16 protein-coding genes and 2 tRNA genes are annotated in these 18,622 nt (G+C 69.5%); 11 read left to right on the forward strand and 7 right to left on the reverse strand.

Going from position 1 to position 18,622, the window contains the following annotated elements:
* Positions 1 to 2: 2 nt before the first annotated feature.
* The 6 genes from rsmG to rpmH form a co-directional block, all read right to left on the reverse strand.
* Positions 3 to 653, reverse strand: coding sequence for a 16S rRNA (guanine(527)-N(7))-methyltransferase RsmG (gene rsmG / locus ACFFBG_RS09175; RefSeq protein ID WP_375477865.1), 651 nt, complete (start codon positions 651 to 653; stop codon positions 3 to 5).
* Positions 654 to 798: 145 nt separating this feature from the next.
* Positions 799 to 1,350: a protein jag gene (locus tag ACFFBG_RS09180; RefSeq protein WP_375477867.1), complete on the reverse strand. Its 552-nt coding sequence runs from the start codon at positions 1,348 to 1,350 to the stop codon at positions 799 to 801.
* A 59-nt stretch (positions 1,351 to 1,409) separates the two neighbouring features.
* Positions 1,410 to 2,567, reverse strand: a complete 1,158-nt coding sequence (gene yidC, locus ACFFBG_RS09185; RefSeq protein WP_375477869.1) for a membrane protein insertase YidC — start codon at positions 2,565 to 2,567, stop codon at positions 1,410 to 1,412.
* A 10-nt stretch (positions 2,568 to 2,577) separates the two neighbouring features.
* Positions 2,578 to 2,910 (reverse strand): membrane protein insertion efficiency factor YidD, encoded by a 333-nt coding sequence (yidD, locus tag ACFFBG_RS09190; RefSeq protein ID WP_375477871.1) that lies wholly within the window; start codon positions 2,908 to 2,910, stop codon positions 2,578 to 2,580.
* Positions 2,907 to 3,299: a ribonuclease P protein component gene (gene rnpA, locus ACFFBG_RS09195; RefSeq protein ID WP_375477873.1), complete on the reverse strand. Its 393-nt coding sequence runs from the start codon at positions 3,297 to 3,299 to the stop codon at positions 2,907 to 2,909. Before rnpA ends, yidD begins: the two co-directional genes overlap by 4 nt.
* Before the next feature lie 37 nt (positions 3,300 to 3,336).
* The gene (rpmH, locus tag ACFFBG_RS09200) at positions 3,337 to 3,474 is read right to left on the reverse strand and encodes a 50S ribosomal protein L34 (RefSeq protein WP_331925413.1); all 138 of its coding nucleotides are present in this window, start codon (positions 3,472 to 3,474) and stop codon (positions 3,337 to 3,339) included.
* Positions 3,475 to 3,955: 481 nt separating this feature from the next.
* Between rpmH and dnaA the strand changes: the two genes are divergently transcribed.
* The 10 genes from dnaA to ACFFBG_RS09250 all read left to right on the forward strand — a co-directional run bounded on the left by dnaA (position 3,956) and on the right by ACFFBG_RS09250 (position 15,023).
* Positions 3,956 to 5,500: a chromosomal replication initiator protein DnaA gene (gene dnaA, locus ACFFBG_RS09205; RefSeq protein ID WP_375477875.1), complete on the forward strand. Its 1,545-nt coding sequence runs from the start codon at positions 3,956 to 3,958 to the stop codon at positions 5,498 to 5,500.
* Positions 5,501 to 5,852: 352 nt separating this feature from the next.
* Entirely contained in the window at positions 5,853 to 7,013 is a 1,161-nt protein-coding gene (gene dnaN, locus ACFFBG_RS09210) for a DNA polymerase III subunit beta (protein WP_375477877.1), read from the forward strand.
* 7 nt (positions 7,014 to 7,020) lie between these two features.
* Complete coding sequence (gene recF, locus ACFFBG_RS09215) at positions 7,021 to 8,169, forward strand: DNA replication/repair protein RecF (protein ID WP_375477879.1); 1,149 nt, start codon at positions 7,021 to 7,023, stop codon at positions 8,167 to 8,169.
* Between the two features lie 91 nt (positions 8,170 to 8,260).
* Positions 8,261 to 8,866 (forward strand): DUF721 domain-containing protein, encoded by a 606-nt coding sequence (locus tag ACFFBG_RS09220; protein ID WP_375477881.1) that lies wholly within the window; start codon positions 8,261 to 8,263, stop codon positions 8,864 to 8,866.
* A gap of 268 nt (positions 8,867 to 9,134) precedes the next feature.
* A complete protein-coding gene (gene gyrB, locus ACFFBG_RS09225; RefSeq protein WP_375477883.1) occupies positions 9,135 to 11,156 on the forward strand; it encodes a DNA topoisomerase (ATP-hydrolyzing) subunit B in 2,022 nt (673 codons plus the stop codon).
* Positions 11,156 to 13,633 carry a DNA gyrase subunit A gene (gene gyrA, locus ACFFBG_RS09230; RefSeq protein WP_375477885.1) on the forward strand — a complete coding sequence of 826 codons (2,478 nt, stop codon included), beginning with the start codon at positions 11,156 to 11,158 and terminating at the stop codon, positions 13,631 to 13,633. The genes gyrB and gyrA overlap by 1 nt, the downstream gene beginning before the upstream one ends.
* Before the next feature lie 257 nt (positions 13,634 to 13,890).
* Entirely contained in the window at positions 13,891 to 14,595 is a 705-nt protein-coding gene (locus ACFFBG_RS09235; RefSeq protein ID WP_375477887.1) for a DUF3566 domain-containing protein, read from the forward strand.
* Between the two features lie 79 nt (positions 14,596 to 14,674).
* A tRNA-Ile gene (locus ACFFBG_RS09240) sits at positions 14,675 to 14,748 on the forward strand.
* Positions 14,749 to 14,817: 69 nt separating this feature from the next.
* Positions 14,818 to 14,943, forward strand: coding sequence for a DLW-39 family protein (locus tag ACFFBG_RS09245; RefSeq protein WP_375477888.1), 126 nt, complete (start codon positions 14,818 to 14,820; stop codon positions 14,941 to 14,943).
* 7 nt (positions 14,944 to 14,950) lie between these two features.
* Positions 14,951 to 15,023: transfer RNA gene (locus ACFFBG_RS09250), tRNA-Ala, on the forward strand.
* 203 nt (positions 15,024 to 15,226) lie between these two features.
* Here ACFFBG_RS09250 and ACFFBG_RS09255 read toward each other — a convergent pair.
* The gene (locus ACFFBG_RS09255) at positions 15,227 to 16,285 is read right to left on the reverse strand and encodes an EAL domain-containing protein (RefSeq protein ID WP_375477890.1); all 1,059 of its coding nucleotides are present in this window, start codon (positions 16,283 to 16,285) and stop codon (positions 15,227 to 15,229) included.
* 390 nt (positions 16,286 to 16,675) lie between these two features.
* On the opposite strand from ACFFBG_RS09255, the gene ACFFBG_RS09260 reads away from it, so the two are divergent.
* A complete protein-coding gene (locus tag ACFFBG_RS09260) occupies positions 16,676 to 18,583 on the forward strand; it encodes a protease pro-enzyme activation domain-containing protein (RefSeq protein ID WP_375477892.1) in 1,908 nt (635 codons plus the stop codon).
* The last annotated feature ends 39 nt before the right edge of the window (positions 18,584 to 18,622 follow it).

Consider the following 18,622-nt stretch of genomic DNA (forward strand, 5'->3'; position numbering starts at 1 on the left):
CCTCACTTGACCGGCCACGCGGTGCTTCGGCGAACCTCGACCACCCATGTCGGCTCCGAGCCTGCCGTGAGTTGCCGCAGCACCGGGTCCGCCGCGCCTTGCCGCCGCAGCGTTTGTCGAGCACTTGCGATTTCGTCCGCCGCTCGCGAACCCTTCAGTGCGAGCAGGCGCCCGCCGGGCGACAGCAGCGGCATGCACCATTCCACCAGCCGGACCAGCGGCGCGACAGCCCGCACCACCACCCAATCGGTCGGCGCGACCAACGCTCGTACGTCGCGATCCTCGGCCCGGCCGCGCACGACGCGGGCCGCGGCCAGACCGAGTTGGCCGACGACCTCGTTCAGAAAAGCAGTGCGTCGCAGCATCGGCTCGACCAGGTCGACGCGCAGGTCAGGGCGGCAGATCGCGAGCGGGACGCCCGGCAGACCGGCGCCCGCGCCGACGTCCACGAACCGGGCGTCCGGCGGCAGCAGTTCTGCGAGAACCGCGGAGTTGAGCAGGTGGCGCTCCCACAGCCGAGGGACCTCGCGCGGTCCGATGAGTCCACGCCGGACACCCTCGCCGGCAAGCAGGTCGCCGTACTCGACAGCCAGGTCGAGCCGATGGCCGAACACCGACCGCGCTGCCGCCGGTGCCGGTGGGGCCGCTGACATCTGCGGTACGGCCGGGGCTGCCGAGGTCCGCGGGGCTGCCGTGACAGGGGAGTTGACGCCGGCCGCCTGGGCTGACACCTCCAGCGGACCGGCAGGACCAGTCGCCGGGTCGTCGCTCACTCGGCGGCGTTCACGGGGCAAGGCCTCATGATGAGGCGAGCACGACCACCCTGCGTTGCGGCTCTTCGCCCTCGGACTCGCTGGTCACGCCGTCGATGACGGCGATCGCGTCGTGGACCACCTTGCGCTCGAACGGATTCATCGGCGTGAGGCGGACCGGCGACCCGCCCGACAGCACCGCCGCGGCGGTGTCGGTGGCGAGCGTCTGCAGCTCGGCACGGCGTATCTGCCGGTGACCGCTGACGTCGAGCATCAGCCGGCTGCGCATGCCGGTGCGCTGCTGGACCGCGAGCCGGGTGAGCTCCTGCAACGCGTCCAGCGTCTCGCCGCGCTGCCCGATCAAAGCGTCGAGGTCGCCGCCGACAATCGCCACGATGGCACGGTCGTTCTCCACGTCAAGGTCGATGTCGCCGTCGTAGTCGGCGATGTCCAGCAGTCGTTCGAGATAGTCCGCCGCTATGTCGCCCTCTTGGACGAGCAGCCGGTCGCGCGACTCAGGCGCGGCCGCGACCGATGGAGCTTCTGCGGCTTCTGCGGCCGGATCTGCCGGGGCCGCGTCGATATCGGTGTCACTCATTACGGGGGTCCTTTCACCTGGCCCGGGCGTGCGCCGCGGGCGTCGGAGTCGTGAGGCCGTCAGCGACGCTTCTTCGCCTGCGTCGGGCGCTTGGCCGGAGGTCGCTTGCCGCCTGGCCGGTTCGGGCGTTGCCCCGGCCGAGGCACCGTGCGCGCACCCGCGCCGCCGGCGCCGTCGGACAGGCTCGCGTCCCCCGAATGGGCATCCGCGGACTTGGCGTCCCCAGACTTGGTGTCAGCCGGCTTCTCGAGCGAAGGCTTGCCCTTCGCGGCCGACGTCGCGATCGTGCCGCCCTCGCCGACCGGCTTCACTCGCGCGGGCTTCTGACCTGGGCGGGGAGCGAGCGTCTTGCCCAGCTCACCGACCGGTTTGGCCGGCTCGTCCGTCGGCGGGTGGAACCGGATGATGTAGCCCTGCTGGCCGAGGGTCCACAGGTTGTTGGTGAACCAGTACAGCAGGACGCCGAGCGGGAAGTTGAACAGCAGCCCGGACGCCAGCACGCCGATCGGAATGACGTAGAGCATGAACTTCTGGATCGTGGCCGCGGTGCCCTCGGGCGTTGTGGTCGCGCTGGCGCGCACCATCAGCTGCGTGGCGAACGTCGCCGCGGCGCTGATGATCAGCAGGACGACGAGCACGATCCGCGTCGAACTCGGGTCGCCGCCGAGCCCCGTGATGATGCTGCTGGAGTCGTGGAAGGACGCGGCCAGCGGCGAGTCGAAGATCCGCGCCGTCGACGCGTGGCACGTCTCGCTCTGGCTGAACGTGTAGGACGACAGCAGGTCCGAGGCCTTCGAGCTCAGGTGAGCTCCGACCTTGCTCGCGGACTGGCACAGCGCGTTCGAGTTCGAGAGATGCCGCAGCACGTGGTAGAGGCCGATGAACACCGGGATCTGCAGCAGCATCGGCAGGCAGCCGGAGATCGGGTTGAAGCCCTCTTCCTGCTGCAGCGCCATCATCTCGCGGTTCAGCGCGGCGCGGTCGTTCTTGTGCTTCTCCTTCAGCTTCTGGATCTTCGGCTGCATCTTCTGCATGTTGCGGGTGTAGTGCACCTGCTTGATGAACAGCCGGAACAGCAGCACCCGCGCGGTGATGACCAGGAACACGATCGACAGCGCCCAGCCGAAGCCACTGCTGTCGCTGAAGCCGAGCAGCGTGAACAGGTCGTGCCAGCGCAGCAGCACCCACGACACCGCGACGTACAGGAAGTTGAGCACTCAGATACTCCTATGCGGCCCGGGCACGAGCCGAGGTGTCGGCGACGGGCGCTGTCGCCTCTGGATCCGCTGTGGGCGCTGCCGTCCGGCCAACGCGCGGCGGCACCGGGTCGTGCCCGCCGGCGTGGAAGGGGTGGCAGCGCAGCAGCCGGCGGACCGACAACCACGCGCCGCGCAGCAGGCCGTGTGTCTCGAGCGCCTCGACGGCGTACGCGCTGCAGGTCGGGACGTAGCGGCAGGCGGGCGGCCGCAGCGGGCTGACCGCCATCCGGTACAGCCGCAGCACCGCGACCACTGCCCGCACGGCCGGCCGAGGGCGGGCGTGAACGGGCGACGCGCTCACGCTCGTCCTGCCCGCACCGCTCGGCCCAGCGCACGCTCGAGGTCGGCGCCGAGCGTCCGCGAGGTCGCGGTGGCCGCGCTCGGCAACGCGCGCACCACGGTGCCGCTCGTCTCCGGCAGTTGGTCGAGGCGCTCGGCGAGTTGGGCGCGCAGCCGACGGCTGACCCGGTGCCGCACCACGCTGTCTCCGACCGCCCGGCTGACGACCAGCCCGACTACGGGAGCGGTCTGCCCGGGGCGCAGCACGGGGCGGTGGTGCACGACGACGGTGGCGGCCCCGACCCGGCGGCCGCCGCGGATCACCTCGGCGAAATCGGCCGAGCGCGTCATCCGCGAGGCGGCCGGCAGCATGGACGGCGGCAGCGTGGCAGGCGGCGAGGAAGGCAGCACGGGAAGGGCGGCTGAGCAGCCGGCACGCGCCGAGGCCTCAGGCCGACAGCTCGCTGCGGCCCTTGCGGCGGCGAGCGGTGATGATGGCGCGGCCGGCGCGGGTGCGCATCCGCAGCCGGAAGCCGTGCGTCTTCGCCCGGCGGCGGTTATTCGGCTGAAAGGTGCGCTTGCTCAAGGTCAGACTCCATGCCTGTCAGCGACGAGGCGCGTGGTCACGTGGGTGTGCCCTGCAACGCTGGTCTCGTCGGCAGTGCGCCGCGCTGCTGCCACCACCGAAAGGCGAGGATCTCGCGCGGACGCACAAACGCGTCAACGGTACGGACGGCAGTGCCTCTCGGTCAAACCAGCGCCGTCTGGTTGGGGCGCCGGCGCGTCCGTTGCGGGTGCCTCCGCGCCGACACGCCGAGACCTATTGTCGGCCTCCGAAGGACGCTGTTAGGTTCGCCCACCGGCGCTGACAACCACATCCTCAGCACCAAAACACCTCGTGCCTCCGGGTTGCCCGTGGGTCGCGTTGTGCTACGTGCACAGCCTGTGGGCAACTCTGTGGATTTCGGCGTCCAGACGTCCCGTGAGAGGGTCGGAAACAACGCTGGCCACCAACCCCCGGCGCACCACACACAGCACTAACAGCGACATCTGGAGTGAGCCGGCCCGTGGATGACAGCGCCGAACTCGTCACCGTCTGGAACCGGGCTCGGCCGCGTTTCGACGACCCTTCGATCCGGCCGCAGCAGAAAGCGTGGATCGGTCTGACCCGGCCGCTCGGCCTCGTCGAGGACACCGCACTGCTCGCCGCGCCGAACGACTTCGCCAAGGACTACCTGGAGAACCGGCTGCGCCCGCTCATCGCCTCGGTGCTCAGCGAGGAGCTGGGGCGCGAGATCCGGGTCGCGGTGACCGTGCGGCCGCCCGACCTCACCGTCGCAGTCGGCGACGGACTCGACGCCCAGCAGGACTTCCTCTCGTCGGAGGGCGCGCTGTCCGCGACCGGCCTGTACGTCGTCCCGGGCGAGCGGGACCTCGACCGGGCGGACGGGGACACCGACGGCTCGCCCGGCTTCGACGCTTACCAGGACGCCGACGCCGAGGGACGCGCGCCGCTGTCCGTCGCGCCACGCCCCGGCGCGTACCGGCCCAAGCGGACCGACTTCGACCACGACAAGGACGCCCGGCTGAACCCCAAGTACACCTTCGACACGTTCGTCATCGGCTCGAGCAACCGTTTCACGCACGCCGCCGCCGTCGCCGTCGCGGAGGCCCCTGCGCGCGCCTACAACCCGTTGTTCATCTACGGCGATTCCGGGCTCGGCAAGACGCACCTGCTGCACGCCATCGGCCATTACGCCCGCCGGCTGCAGCCAGGGCTGTCGACCCGTTACGTGTCCAGCGAGGAGTTCACCAACGAGTTCATCAACTCGGTGCGCGATGACAAGATGCAGGCGTTCCAGAGCAGGTACCGCTCCGTCGACGTGCTGCTGATCGACGACATCCAGTTCCTCGAGCGCGCCGAGCGCACCCAGGAGGAGTTCTTCCACACTTTCAACACCCTGCACAACGCGAACAAGCAGATCGTCATCAGCTCCGACAAGTCCCCCCGGCAGCTGAACTCGCTCGAGGACCGCTTGCGCACCCGCTTCGAGTGGGGGCTGATCAGCGACGTGCAGGCGCCCGATCTCGAGACCCGCATCGCGATCCTGCGCAAGAAAGCCGCGCAAGAGGGCATGAGCCCGCCGCCGGAGGTCCTCCAGTTCATCGCCTCGCGCATCCAGAGCAACATCCGCGAGCTCGAGGGCGCGCTGATCCGGGTGACCGCCTTCGCCAGCCTCAACCACCAGACGGTCGAGCTGGGCCTGGCCGAGATGGTGCTGAAGGACCTCGTCGGCGACCACGACGCGTTCGAGATCAACGCGGCCACGATCATGGCCGTGACGTCGGAGTACTTCGCCGTGAGCATCGACGACCTGGTGGGCAGTTCGCGCAGCCGGGTGCTCGTCAACGCCCGGCAGATGGCCATGTACCTGTGCCGCGAACTCACCGACCTTTCGCTGCCCAAAATCGGCGAGAAATTCGGCAACCGTGACCACACCACCGTCATGCACGCCGAACGGAAAGTCCGAGCGCTGATGACCGAGAAGATGACGGTCTACAGCCAGATCACCGAGCTCACGAACCGCATCAAGATGCGGTCCCGCGGGTGACTGTGCTGAGCGTGCTGCCCGCCCGGTTCGGCGTCCGCCGCGACGCACAGCCTGTGGGCATCTCTGTGGACAACTCGGCTCATCATGTGGACCACATGCGCGGTTCATCCGCCGTCCACCGAGCCCTGCGCAACACGCGCCGGGTCCAGCACCTGTCATCCACACCGACGACAGACCTGCGGGCTAGCGTTTCCGGCAGCGGCGAGTGGTTGTCCCCAGTGTCCACAGCGGCGAAGACGACGGACGACACTCGTAATTTGATGAGGCAGCACGACCAGAACGACCACCCGGTGGATTGTGTGGACGGCGAGCTGGCACACAATCCAGTCGAGCAAGGCGAACGGAGTGCGACGTGAAGTTCCGGGTCGAGCGTGACGCGCTCGCCGACGCGGTGACGTGGGCGGCGCGCAGTCTGGCGAGCCGGCCGACGCTGCCCGTGCTGGCCGGTCTGCTGTTGCGGGTCGAGGGCGAGCGGCTGTCGGTGTCCGGCTTCGACCTCGAGGCGTCCACCGAAGTCGACGTCGAGGTCAGCGCGGGCGCCCCGGGCCAGGCGCTCGTCTCCGGCCGGCTGCTCGCCGACATCACCCGTGCGCTGCCGCCGCATCCGGTCGACGTCACGGTGGAGGGCTCCCGGTTGACCCTGTCGTGCGGCGCGGCCAGATTCACCCTGCCGACGATGCCGGTCGACGACTACCCGAGCCTGCCGACGATGCCCACCACCGCCGGCACGGTGCACGGCGCGGAGTTCGCCGCCGCCGTGGCCCAGGTCGCGATCGCCGCCGGCCGGGACGACACGCTGCCCATGCTCACCGGCGTCCGCCTCGAGATCGACGGCGAGAAGCTGACCCTCGCCGCAACCGACCGCTATCGGCTGGCGGTGCGCGAACTCGGTTGGCAGCCGGAAAACCCCACGGCGGCCGACATCGCCGTCTTGGTGCCCGCCCGCGCGCTCGCCGACGCCGCGAAGAGCCTGGTGCACAGCGAGTCGCTGACGATCGCGCTGTCCGGCGCGGGCGGTGGGGCCGGCGACCCGGCCGGCAGCGGCATCATCGGCTTCTCCGGCACGACCAACAGCCGCGCCAGCCGAGCGACCACGCGGCTGCTCGACGCCACCTTCCCGCCTTACCGCTCGCTGTTGCCGACCGAGTGGGCGTCGACGGCCGAGGTCCCGGTCGGCCCGCTGGTCGAGGCGGTCAAGCGCGTGGCGCTGGTGACTGATCGCAACGCGCCGGTCCGTCTGGAGTTCGCCGACGCCGCTGTCCGCCTCACCGCGGGCGGCGACGACTCCGGCGCGAGCGGGCGCGCCGAAGAGCAACTCGAGGTCGGCTACGAAGGCGAACCGATCACGACGGCGTTCAACCCGCAGTTCCTGCTCGACGGGCTGGGCGCGCTGTCCAGCGGCACGGCGCGGATGCTGTTCACGTCCTCGACCAAACCCGTCGTGCTGCGTCCGGAGCAGTCCGAGGACGTCGAATACACGTACTTGATCATGCCGGTGCGGCTGCCCGGCTGAGCTGCGCATGCATGTGCGGCACCTGTCCGTGACCGACTTCCGCAGCTGGTCGGGCGCGGAGCTGGCGCTCGAGCCCGGGCCCAACGTGTTGATCGGCTCCAACGGCCAGGGGAAGACGAACTTGGTGGAGGCGCTCGGCTACCTGGCGACGCTGGGCAGCCACCGAGTGGCCGGCGACGCGCCGTTGATCCGCGCTGGCGCCGACCGGGCGGTTGCCCAAGCCGCGGTGGTGGCCGATGGGCGCGAACTGCGGATCGAGGTCGAGATCGCGTCCGGACGGGCCAACCGCGCGCGGATCAACGGCGCCCCGGTGCCACGTCCGCGGGAGATCCTCGGCATCCTGCGCACCGTCATGTTCGCGCCGGAAGACCTCGCCATTCCGCGCGGCGACCCCAGCGACCGCCGCCGGTTCCTCGACGAGCTCGTCCTGGCCCGCGCCCCCCGCCTCGCCGGCGTCCGGGCGGACTACGAGCGGGTGCTCAAGCAGCGCGGCGCCTTATTGAAATCCGCGGCAGCAGCCCGTCGCGGCGGAGACCTGCGCACGCTGGACGTCTGGGACGGCCACCTCGCCGAGCACGGCGCGCAGATCCTGCGGGCCCGGATCGCCGCGGTGCGCGCGCTGCGTCCGTATGCCGCCGCCGCCTACGCGCACGTGGCGCCGGCCAGCGCGGCGTTGAGCCTGCGGTATGTCTCCACGGTGCAGCCGAGCCTGCCGCAGCCGGCCGACGCCGAGGCGGACGTGCCGGATGCGGCGGTGCTGCGCGACGCCCTGCTGGCAGAGCTGGCCAAGGCGCGGGTCGCGGAACTCGACCGCGGCGTTAACCTCGTCGGCCCGCACCGTGACGAGCTGGATCTGGGGATCGGCCAGCTGCCGGTCCGCGGCTACGCAAGCCACGGCGAGTGCTGGTCAGTGGCGCTCGCGCTGCGCCTCGGCAGCTATGAGCTGTTGCGCGCGGACGGCTTGCCCGGTGGCGATCCGGTGCTGATCCTGGACGACGTGTTCGCCGAGCTCGACGTCGAGCGTCGGGACCAGCTCGCGCTGACCGCGGCCAAGGCCGAGCAGTCGCTCGTCACCGCGGCCGTGCCGGCAGACGTGCCGAGCGGCTTGCTCGGCGTTCGGTACGACGTGCGCCGCGAGGGGATCACGCGTGACTGAGAGGCCGCGGACCCCGCCCGGGCCGAGCGGCGCTGACCCGGCGGACGAGACCTGCGTTACCCCGTTTTCCACAGGTAACGGTGGACAACCGGTGCGCTCTGTGGACGAACAGCCGATAACTGAGACGCAGGGCGCCGGATCAGGCACGGACAGTGAGACTGGGGACGAGGGTCCCACCGACCCGGCCCGGGCCGCTCTGGCCGACGCCCGCGCGATCGCGCGCGGTCCGCTCGGTCGCCCGGCGTCCCGCCGCGGCAGCGTGGCCGGCCGGCGCACCCGTCGAGAGAACCTCGCGGGCCGCAACCGCGGTGGCTACTCCGCCCCCGGCCCGGACCTCGCGAGCGACCCGCAGCGGATCGGCGCGGTCCTCGACGGCTACGTCGCCGAGCGGGGCTGGCAGCGGCCGCTCGCCGAGGCCAGGGTGTTCGCCGACTGGCCCGCGCTGGTCGGCTCGGACGTCGCCGCGCATTGCGCGCCGCAGTCCCTGGCCGACGGCGAGCTGCGGATCACCGCGGAGTCGACGGCCTGGGCGACCCAGCTGCGCCTGCTCGGCGCCACCTTGCTCGCCAGGCTGGTCGCCGAGCTGGGGGACGAGGTGGTGCGCAAGCTGCACATCACCGGCCCGCTCGGGCCTAGCTGGAAGCATGGCCCGCGCGCAGTGCCCGGCGCCCGCGGGCCGCGGGACACCTACGGCTGACCCGGCCCGTCGGGCAGCGGGAGCACCGCGCTCATCGCCCGCTGGCGCGCTGTGACGTGGGGGACGCGTGGGAGACCGTCCGTGCTGGGCCCTCGAGTGCGCACGTGACAACTGAGCCGCGTCGCGGCCCGGTTCTGACACCCGGATCGGCTAGGCTGGACAGCACACCGCCGAAGTCGCCGGCCGGCCGCACGCAGGCAGCCCGACAGCACCGGCGAGTCGTCGCCATGTAGTCGCAGCCGGCACACCGGCCAGGAAGGACGTGCCCGTGGCAAGCCCCGCCCGCGCAGCCGCCAAGCCCGCGAAGAAGGAGGAGTACACCGGTGGCTCGATCACCGTCCTCGAGGGCCTGGAGGCGGTGCGCAAACGGCCCGGCATGTACATCGGCTCAACGTCGGCGCGCGGGCTGCACCACCTGGTGTGGGAGGTGGTCGACAACTCCGTCGACGAGGCGCTGGCCGGCCACGCGGACCACATCGATGTCACGCTGCTCGCCGACGGCGGCGTCCAAGTCACCGACAACGGCCGCGGCTTCCCGGTCGACATGCATCCGACACAGAAGCGGCCGACGCCCGAGGTCATCCTGACTGTGCTGCACGCCGGCGGAAAGTTCGACGGCAAGGCCTACGCCGTGTCCGGCGGCCTGCACGGCGTCGGGGTCTCCGTAGTCAACGCGCTGTCGCACAAGCTCGACCTCGTCATCTGGCGGGACGGCTTCGAGTGGAGCCAGCCGTATGTGGACCAGAAGCCGGCCGGGCCGCTGACGAAGGGCGGCCCGTCCCGCAAGCACGGCACGATGCTGACCTTCTGGGCTGACCCGGCGATCTTCGAGACCACGAAGTACGACTTCGAGACAGTCCAGCGGCGCCTCCAGGAGATGGCGTTCCTGAACAAGGGGCTGACGATCGTGCTGCGCGACGAGCGGATCGCCGAGATCGTCGAGGACGACAACGCCGCGGCCGCGGACGTCAACGCGCCGAAGAAGCCGCGCGAGATCACCTATCACTACGCCAACGGCATCGCGGACTTCGTGCGGCACATCAACCGCACCAAGGACAAGGAGCCGCTGCACGCGCAGGTCATCGGTTTCTCAGGGGAGGACAAGGAGAAGGCGCTTTCACTGGAAGTCGCGATGCAGTGGAATCTGTCGTTCACCGAGAGCGTGCACACCTTCGCCAACACGATCGCCACGATCGAGGGCGGCACGCACGAAGAAGGCTTCCGGGCGGCGCTCACCAACTCGGTGAACAAGTGGGCCATCGCGCAGAAAATGGTGAAGGACACCAAGGAAGACCGGCTCACCGGCGACGACATCCGCGAGGGCCTGGCCGCGATCATCTCGATCAAGCTCGGCGAGCCGCAGTTCGAGGGCCAGACCAAGACCAAGCTGGGCAACTCCTCGGCGAAGACCTTCGTCCAATCCGTCTGCAACCAGTGGATCGACGATTGGTTCGCGCGCAACCCCAGCGACGCCAGGAAGATCGTCACGAAGATGACGCAGGCGGCGCGGGCCCGCAAGGCCGCGCAGCAGGCGCGCAAGCTGGCCCGCAAGAACGCGCTGGACACCTTCGGCATGCCCGGCAAGCTGGCCGACTGCCGCTCGACCGACCCGGGCGAGAGCGAGCTCTACATCGTCGAGGGCGACTCGGCGGGCGGCTCGGCGAAGTCCTGCCGCGACTCGATGTTCCAGGCGATCCTGCCGATCCGCGGCAAGATCATCAACGTTGAGAAGTCGCGCATCGACAAGGTGCTGAAGAACAACGAGGTCCAGTCGCTGATCACCGCGCTGGGCACCGGCATCCACGACGACTTCGACCTCGCCAAGCTGCGGTATCACAAGATCGTGCTGATGGCCGACGCCGACGTCGACGGCCAGCACATCACCACCCTGTTGCTGACCCTGCTGTTCCGGTTCATGCGCCCGCTCGTCGAGGCCGGGCACGTCTACCTCGCGGCCCCGCCGCTCTACAAGATCAAGTGGAGCAAGGGTGACCCGGACTACGCGTTCAGCGACAAGGAGCGCGACGGCTTGATCAAGGTGGGACAAGACGCGAACCGAAAGCTCGCCAAGGAGGACGCGATCCAGCGCTACAAGGGCCTGGGTGAGATGAACTCCAAGGAGCTGTGGGAGACGACCATGGACCCTGCCCGCCGGATCCTGCGCCTGGTCACCCTGGACGACGCGGCCACCGCCGACGAACTGTTTTCGGTCCTCATGGGCGAAGACGTCGAAGCACGCCGCTCCTTCATCATCCGCAACGCTCGTGACGTCCGATTCCTGGACATCTGATGACGGATATCACCGAGCCTCCGGGGTTCGATCGGATCGAGCCGGTCGACATCCAGACGGAGATGCAGCGCAGCTACATCGACTACGCGATGTCGGTCATCGTCGGCCGTGCGCTGCCCGATGTGCGCGACGGCCTCAAGCCGGTGCACCGCAAAATTCTCTATGGCATGTACGACTCGGGCTTCCGGCCCGACCGCAACTACGTCAAGTGCGGTCGCGTCGTCGGCGACGTCATGGGCAACTACCACCCGCACGGTGACTCCGCCCTCTACGACGCCCTCGTCCGGATGGCACAGCCCTGGTCGCTGCGCTACCCGCTGATCGACCCGCAGGGCAATTTCGGCTCGCCGGGCAACGACCCGGCCGCTGCGATGCGGTACACCGAGTGCCGCCTCGCTCCGCTGGCCATGGCGATGCTGGCCGACATCGACAAAGAGACCGTCGACTTCGTCCCGAACTACGCGGGCAACACGGTTGAACCGGTCATCCTTCCCGCGCGCATCCCGAACCTGCTGATGAACGGCTCAGAGGGCATCGCCGTCGGCATGGCGACCCGCATCCCGCCGCACAGCCTGCGCGAGCTGGCCGCCGGCGTCACCTGGGCACTCGACCACCCGGACGCCACCGACGACGAGCTGCTCGAGACGCTGATCGAGCTCATCCCGGGTCCCGACTTCCCGACCCACTCGCTCATCGTCGGTCGCGACGGCATCGAGGACGCCTATCGCACCGGTCGCGGCTCGATCCGGATGCGCGCCGTCGTCGAGATCGAGGAGGACCAGAAAGGCGCGACCATCCTGGTCATCACCCAGCTGCCCTACCAGGTCAACCCCGACAACCTCGTCACCTCGATCGCCGATCAGGTCCGGGAAGGCAAGATCGCCGGCGTCCGCAACATCCATGACGAGAGCTCCGACCGCATCGGCATGCGGATGGTCATCACGCTCACCCGCGACGCCGTGGCCAAGGTGGTGCTGAACAACCTCTACAAGCACACCCAGCTGCAGACCACGTTCGGCGCCAATATGCTCGCGATCGTCGACGGCGTCCCCCGCACACTGCGCCTGGACCAGTTCGTCAGCCACTACGTCGAGCACCAGGTTGAGGTCATCGTCCGGCGTACCCGCTACCTGCTCAAGCAGGCCGAGGATCGCGCGCACATCCTGCGGGCGCTGCTGAAGGCGCTCGACCAGCTCGACGCGGTCATCGCGCTGATCCGCAACGCGCCTTCGGCCGAGGACGCGCGCGGCGGGTTGATGCAGCTGCTGGAGATCGACGAGCTGCAGGCGACCGCGATCCTCGACCTGCAACTACGCCGCCTCGCCGCCCTCGAGCGCAACCGGATCATCGAAGAGGCCGCCGAGATCGAAGCCAAGATCGCCGACCTCAACGACATCCTGGCCAAGCCCGGCCGGCAACGGCAGATCATCCGCGACGAGATGAACGAGATCGTCGACAAGCACGGCGACGAGCGGCGCACCCGCATCATCCCGCACGACGGTGACGTCTCGATGGAAGACCTCATCGCCCGCGAAGACGTCGTCGTCACGATCACCCGGACGGGTTACGCGAAGCGGACGAAGACCGATCTCTACCGGGCTCAGCGCCGCGGCGGCAAGGGCGTGCAGGGCGCTTCGCTGCGCACCGACGACATCGTGGCGCACTTCTTCGTCACCTCGACGCACGACTGGATCCTGTTCTTCACGAACAAGGGCCGGGTGTACCGGGCGAAGGCGTACGAGCTGCCGGAGGCCAACCGGAACGCCCGGGGCCAGCACGTCGCGAACCTGCTGGCGTTCCAGCCCGGCGAGGCCATCGCCGAGGTCATCACGCTGACCAACTACGAGGTGGCGCCGTATCTGGTGCTGGCCACCAAGCACGGGTTGGTGAAGAAGACCAAGCTCACCGACTTCGACTCCAACCGCAGCGGCGGCGTCGTGGCCATCAACCTGCGCGAGGACGACGAGCTGATCGACGCCGCACTGATCTCGGCCAGCAACGACTTGCTGCTGGTCAGCCGCAAGGCCATGTCGATCCGGTTCACCGCCGACGACGAGGCGCTGCGGCCGATGGGGCGGGCGACGTCCGGCGTGTTCGGCATGCGGTTCAACGCCGGCGACGAGCTGCTGGCGATGGAGGTCGTGCGCGATGAGAGCGCCGAAATCTTGGTCGCCACTGAGGGCGGATACGCCAAGCGCACCCGGATCGAGGAGTATCCCGTCCAGGGCCGAGGCGGCAAGGGCGTGCTCACCGCGCGTATCGTGTCCACCCGTGGCGGCCTCGTCGGGGCGGTCGCGGTCTCGCCGAAGGACGAGATCTACGCGATCACCTCCGACGGAGTGGTCATCCGCACGACAGCGGCGGAGGTTCGGCGCGCTCAGCGGCAGACAATGGGCGTGCGGTTGATGAACCTGCCGGAGGGCGTCAACCTGGTTGCCGTCACCCGCAACGCCGACGAGCCGGACGAGCAAGAGTAGGCGCCGGTCGACCGGCCGGCGCCGGGAGGCCGCAACGAACCGGTGCCCTGGGCACGACTCGAGGAAGAACGGACGGACCTTTGACGCAACCGGGCCGCCATGGCCAGAGCGCGCCGACCCCTCCCGACCTCGACGCCGACGGCTCGGCCGTCCCCTCGGACGCGCCCGCGCTCCCAGATTCGGCCGTTCCCTCGGATACGCCCGCGCTCCCAGATTCGGCCGTTCCCTCGGATACGCCCGCGCTCCCAGATTTGGCCGTGCCCTCGGACGCGCCCGTGCCGCCAGACTCGGCCGCGGCCGCGGCCGCAACGCCGGCCGCGCGGGTGTCGAACGGCGCGAACGGCTACGGCGTCGAGTCCTACGCAGACCACGCGAACGCGGCGCCGCCGTGGGGCGCGGCGTCAACCACGACTGCCGGGTCGGACGCGGCGGTGGGCGGTTATCCCGGCGCCGCCGGTGGCACGCCGCCGGCTGACGCGCCGACGGCCGCGGTTCCGGTGGTACCCGCTGACACGGTCGGCTCGATGGGCCCGATGAGGCCCATCGGCGCCGGACCAACCGGCAAGTCGACGGGCGACTCGAGCAAGCAGGCGCGGGCCGCGCGCGCCCGCGGGCCGCGGCGCGCCCGTCTCCAGCTGCGGCACATCGACCCGTGGACGGTGCTGAAGTTCTCCTGCGTGCTGTCCATCGCGCTGTTTTTCGTCTGGATGATCGTCGTCGGCGTGCTCTACGGCGTTCTGGACGGCGCCGGGATCATCGACAAGATCAACAATGCGGTGACGACCCTGCAGGCCGGCAACGCCCAGCCGCCGATCCGGGCCAGCATCGTGTTCGGCGGGGCAGCGATCATCGGCGTCGTCAACATCGTGCTGTTCATCGCGCTGTCCACCGTCGGATCAGTCGTCTACAACCTGTGCGCCGACCTCGTCGGCGGCATCGAAGTCACCCTCTCCGAACGCTGACCAGCGGGCGGCCGCGATGCGAACAGCCGCGTGCGCATCGCTATGCTGGGTCGTCGCGGCGCGAAGCGCCACGACGCACGGGCCTGTAGCTCAGACGGTTAGAGCGCATCCCTGATAAGGATGAGGCCGGAGGTTCAAGTCCTCCCAGGCCCACGGTGCGCTGCGGTGGAGTCCCTCGTGACCGTCAGGTCCGGCTCGGCCCGCAGGAGACGGAGGTGGCCGGTGAACAAGCCGCTGGTGCTCGCCGCGCTCGCAAGTCTGGTCGCGGCGTTGGCCGCCCGCCGTCGGCAGGCCCAGGTCGACGCCGACACCCTGTGGCGGGAGGCGACCTCGGACAGCTCGCGTTGACCGGCTCGGGGACGTAGCTCAATTGGCAGAGCACCGCCTTTGCAAGGCGGGGGTTGAGAGTTCGATTCTCTTCGTCTCCACAACTCGACACTCCACGTCAGACAAGTCCGGCAGTTGCGTGGCCCAGCGGCGATGATTACCGGCTTGTCACCTCGTCAGACCGGCTAGTTGATCACCGGGACCGGTCGAATGGGGTGCCAAGTGTTCGCGAGCCGCCGACAGCGTCGTGCCGAGCGCGAGCTGATTCGCCGCTGATGACCGCGCCACGGGCGGCACGAGACGATCACACGCCGGCGAGGTGGCCCATCAGTCGTTCCATCCGCAGGATGCCGAGATAGCGCCCGGCGCTGTCGATGCACGCGACCGGCGCGAACCTCGTCGCGCGCGGGCGGGTGAGCGCCCGCTGCACGACCTCAGACACCGAAGTGTTGATGTTCACCGTGAGCATCTCGGAGGCGTTCCACGCGGCAGCGTTGTCCTGCTCGAGCAAGGTGATGGGCCGGCGGTGCTCGTCGAGCACCACCACGACATCAAAGCCGCTGGTTTCCGGCAGCACCGACACGGCGGCCGCGACGTCGGTTGCCGTGTAGGCGTGCTGAAGCAGACCGCGCAAGACCCCGTTGGTGTTGCCGGTGACCGTTGGCAGCGCCGCTCTGGCACTGAGGTCGATCTCTGGCCACACCGTGTGCGGCGTGCCGATGAACGGCCCCTGTGCCAGCGGCACCTGCAGGTTCGCGAGCACGCGTAGTTCGGCGGCAGTGCTGACGCCCTCGGCGAGGACCCATGCGTCAAGTTGGCCGGCCAGCTGACCGATGACCTCGATCGCGGTCCGCTTGGCCGTCGTCTGGTCGATGCCGCGCACCCAGTCGCGGCCGAGGCGCACGATGTTCGGCTTGAGCCGGACGATGCTCGTCAGCTCCGGCTGCGGGGCGCCGTAGCCACCGACGCCGATCAACGCGCCGGCCGCGCGCAACCGGTCCGCGGTGCTCTCGAGCTCCTCGGCCGGCACGTCGGCGGTGCGCCCGACGAGGTCGATGACCACGCCGCGCAACGTGTCCCGTCCGAACAGCACTCGCTGCACGGACATGCTCAGGGCAGCGCGCACGCCGACCGGCACCGCCAAGAAGGTGTTGACGGGCAGCGTCGGGCAGGCGGCCAACGCCAGCGCGACGAGGGCGGCTGCCGCGTCGTCGTCGGCCGACCCTACGCTCGGCCAACCGGTGTCGACCCTGTCCTCGGCGGCATCCGGCCGAGCCTGGTAGCCGGCGGCCGTGCCTCGGGCGACGTCGAGGATGGCCTGATAGTGCACCGACAGCTGCCCGTGCGTGCGGGCGACCGGCACACCGAACGGAGTCCGAATCGGCGGCCCTGGACTGCCGACCTGCGGCGCGGCAGTCACAGCTCGACCGGCGCGAGAAGGACGCGTGCGCGATCGGCGTCTCGCGTCATGCCCGCCTCCTCGGCGCCACCAGCTAAAACGCGGCAGCCGAAAACGCGCCTGTCGCGGGGGTGTCGCCACGGTATCGGAGGGCGAAGTTCGCTGGCAAGAAGGTGAAAGAGCCCACCCACGGGACGGCGAGGCGGAGAGTCAACCCTCTTACAGGTTCCTGCCATGCAGGAATGGGACACCCATCTACTCGTCGCATTACTTCACGGGCTCTTACCTTGTCCGAAGCCGCCGCGGTTTGCGAACCGCGCGAAGCGGGGGGCCAGCACTAAGAGTGGAGATTTGATGCACAAACACAAGACCATCGCACTGGCGACGGTGGGTGTGACCGCCGCGGCGGTGTTCACCGCCGGCCTTGCCACTGCGGCGACCGGGTCGGCCGCGACGCCGGCCACGCCGATCGCCCGAAGCAAGCCCGCCTGGACCGCGCATGCCCAGCACCTCGGCGCCGCGAAGAGTTCGAGCAAGGTGAAAGGCCGGGTCTACCTCGCGCCGCGGGGCGGGCTCGCGGCGGTGGCGTCGGCGGCGAACGCCATTTCGACGCCCGGCTCGGCAAGCTACGGCCGCTTCCTCACTCCCGCGCAGTACAAGAGCCGTTTCGGCACGACCGCCGCCACCGTCGCCAAGGTGACCAAGTACCTGCGCTTGGCCGGACTGACCGTGAGCAAGCCCGCGTCGGACAACAGCTACGTCACCATCAGCGGGAGCGTCCGCGCGGCCGAGAAGGCCTTCGCCACCGATATCGCGCGCTACCGGCACGCCGGCCTGGTGGTGCAGGCGCCGAGCAAGTCGCTCAAGGTGCCCGCCTCCCTCGCCTCGGCGGTGCTGACCGTGAGCGGCCTGGACACAACGCCGCAACGCACGGCGCCGGCCAGCAAGCAGGACCCGCCCCCGGAGGGCTTCCGTAACGCCCGGCCGTGCTCGATCGACTTCGGCACGGTGCAGGCGAAGTACCAGGCTGACTACAAGACGCCACTGCCGAAGTTCGGCGGGAACTACCTGTCTTACTCGCCCTGCGGCTACACCGGTCCGCAGCTGCGCAGCGCCTACGAAGGCGACACCGCCCTCGACGGGTCCGGCGTCACGGTCGCGATCACCGACGCCTACGCCGCGCCGACGATCGTGAGCGACATCAACACCTACGCCGAGAACCACGGCGACGGCAGCTACGCCCGGGGCCAATACACCCAGGTGGTGCCCAAGACGTACACCAACCAGGCCGATTGCGGCCCGTCCGGCTGGTACGGCGAGGAAACCCTCGACATCGAGGCGGTGCACGCCATGGCGCCGGGCGCGAAGATCCGTTACTACGCCTCGGCGAGTTGCTTTGACGACGACTTCATCGACACGCTCGCCAAGGTCGTGCTCGAGGACAAGGCCTCGATCGTGAGCAACTCGTGGGCCGACGTGGAGGAAGCCGAGACCGGCGACTCCGTCGCGGCGTACGAGAAGGTGTTCCTGCAGGGGGCTACGGAGGGCATCTCGTTCACCTTCTCCTCCGGCGACGACGGCGACGAGCTGGCGGCAACCGGCGTCAAGCAGGTCGACTACCCGGCGTCCGACCCCTACGTCACGGGCGTCGGCGGCACCTCGACGGCGATCTCCGGCGGCACCCTGCTCGGCCAGGCCGGCTGGGGCACCGTGAAGTACACGCTGTCGTCGGACGGCAAGAGCTGGAAGGCGCTCGGCTTCCTCTACGGCGCGGGCGGCGGCACGTCCGCGCTGTTCAACCGGCCGTCCTATCAGAAGGGCGTCACGCAGAGCCCTTACCGCTCGGTCCCGGACGTCTCGATGGACGCTGACCCCAACACGGGCTTCCTGATCGGGGAGACCCAGACGTTCAGCGACGGCGTGTACTACGACGAGTACCGCATCGGCGGCACGAGCCTCGCGTCGCCGTTGTTCGCCGGCGAGACGGCGCTCAGCTTCCAGAACGCCGACCGCGGCGTGGGCCTGCTGAACCCGGTGATCTATGCGAAGAAGTCGTCGTTCACCGACGTGAAGGGCGTTCCGGCTGTCGCCGGCGACGTGCGCGCCGACTTCGCGAACGGCGAGAATGCCGACGACGGGGTGCTGTACTCGGTCCGCACGTTCGGCGAAGACAGCAGCCTCAAGGTCGTGAAGGGCTACGACAACGTGACCGGTGTGGGCGTGCCGAACACGAAGTGGCTGACCGCGATACCGAAGGCCTGATCAAGCCTTCGTCTTTCGATCATGAAGGGGCGCGTCGCT

Origin of the sequence: uncultured Jatrophihabitans sp., from assembly GCF_964251945.1 — a bacterium.
Taxonomy (GTDB): Bacteria; Actinomycetota; Actinomycetes; order Mycobacteriales; family Jatrophihabitantaceae; genus Jatrophihabitans.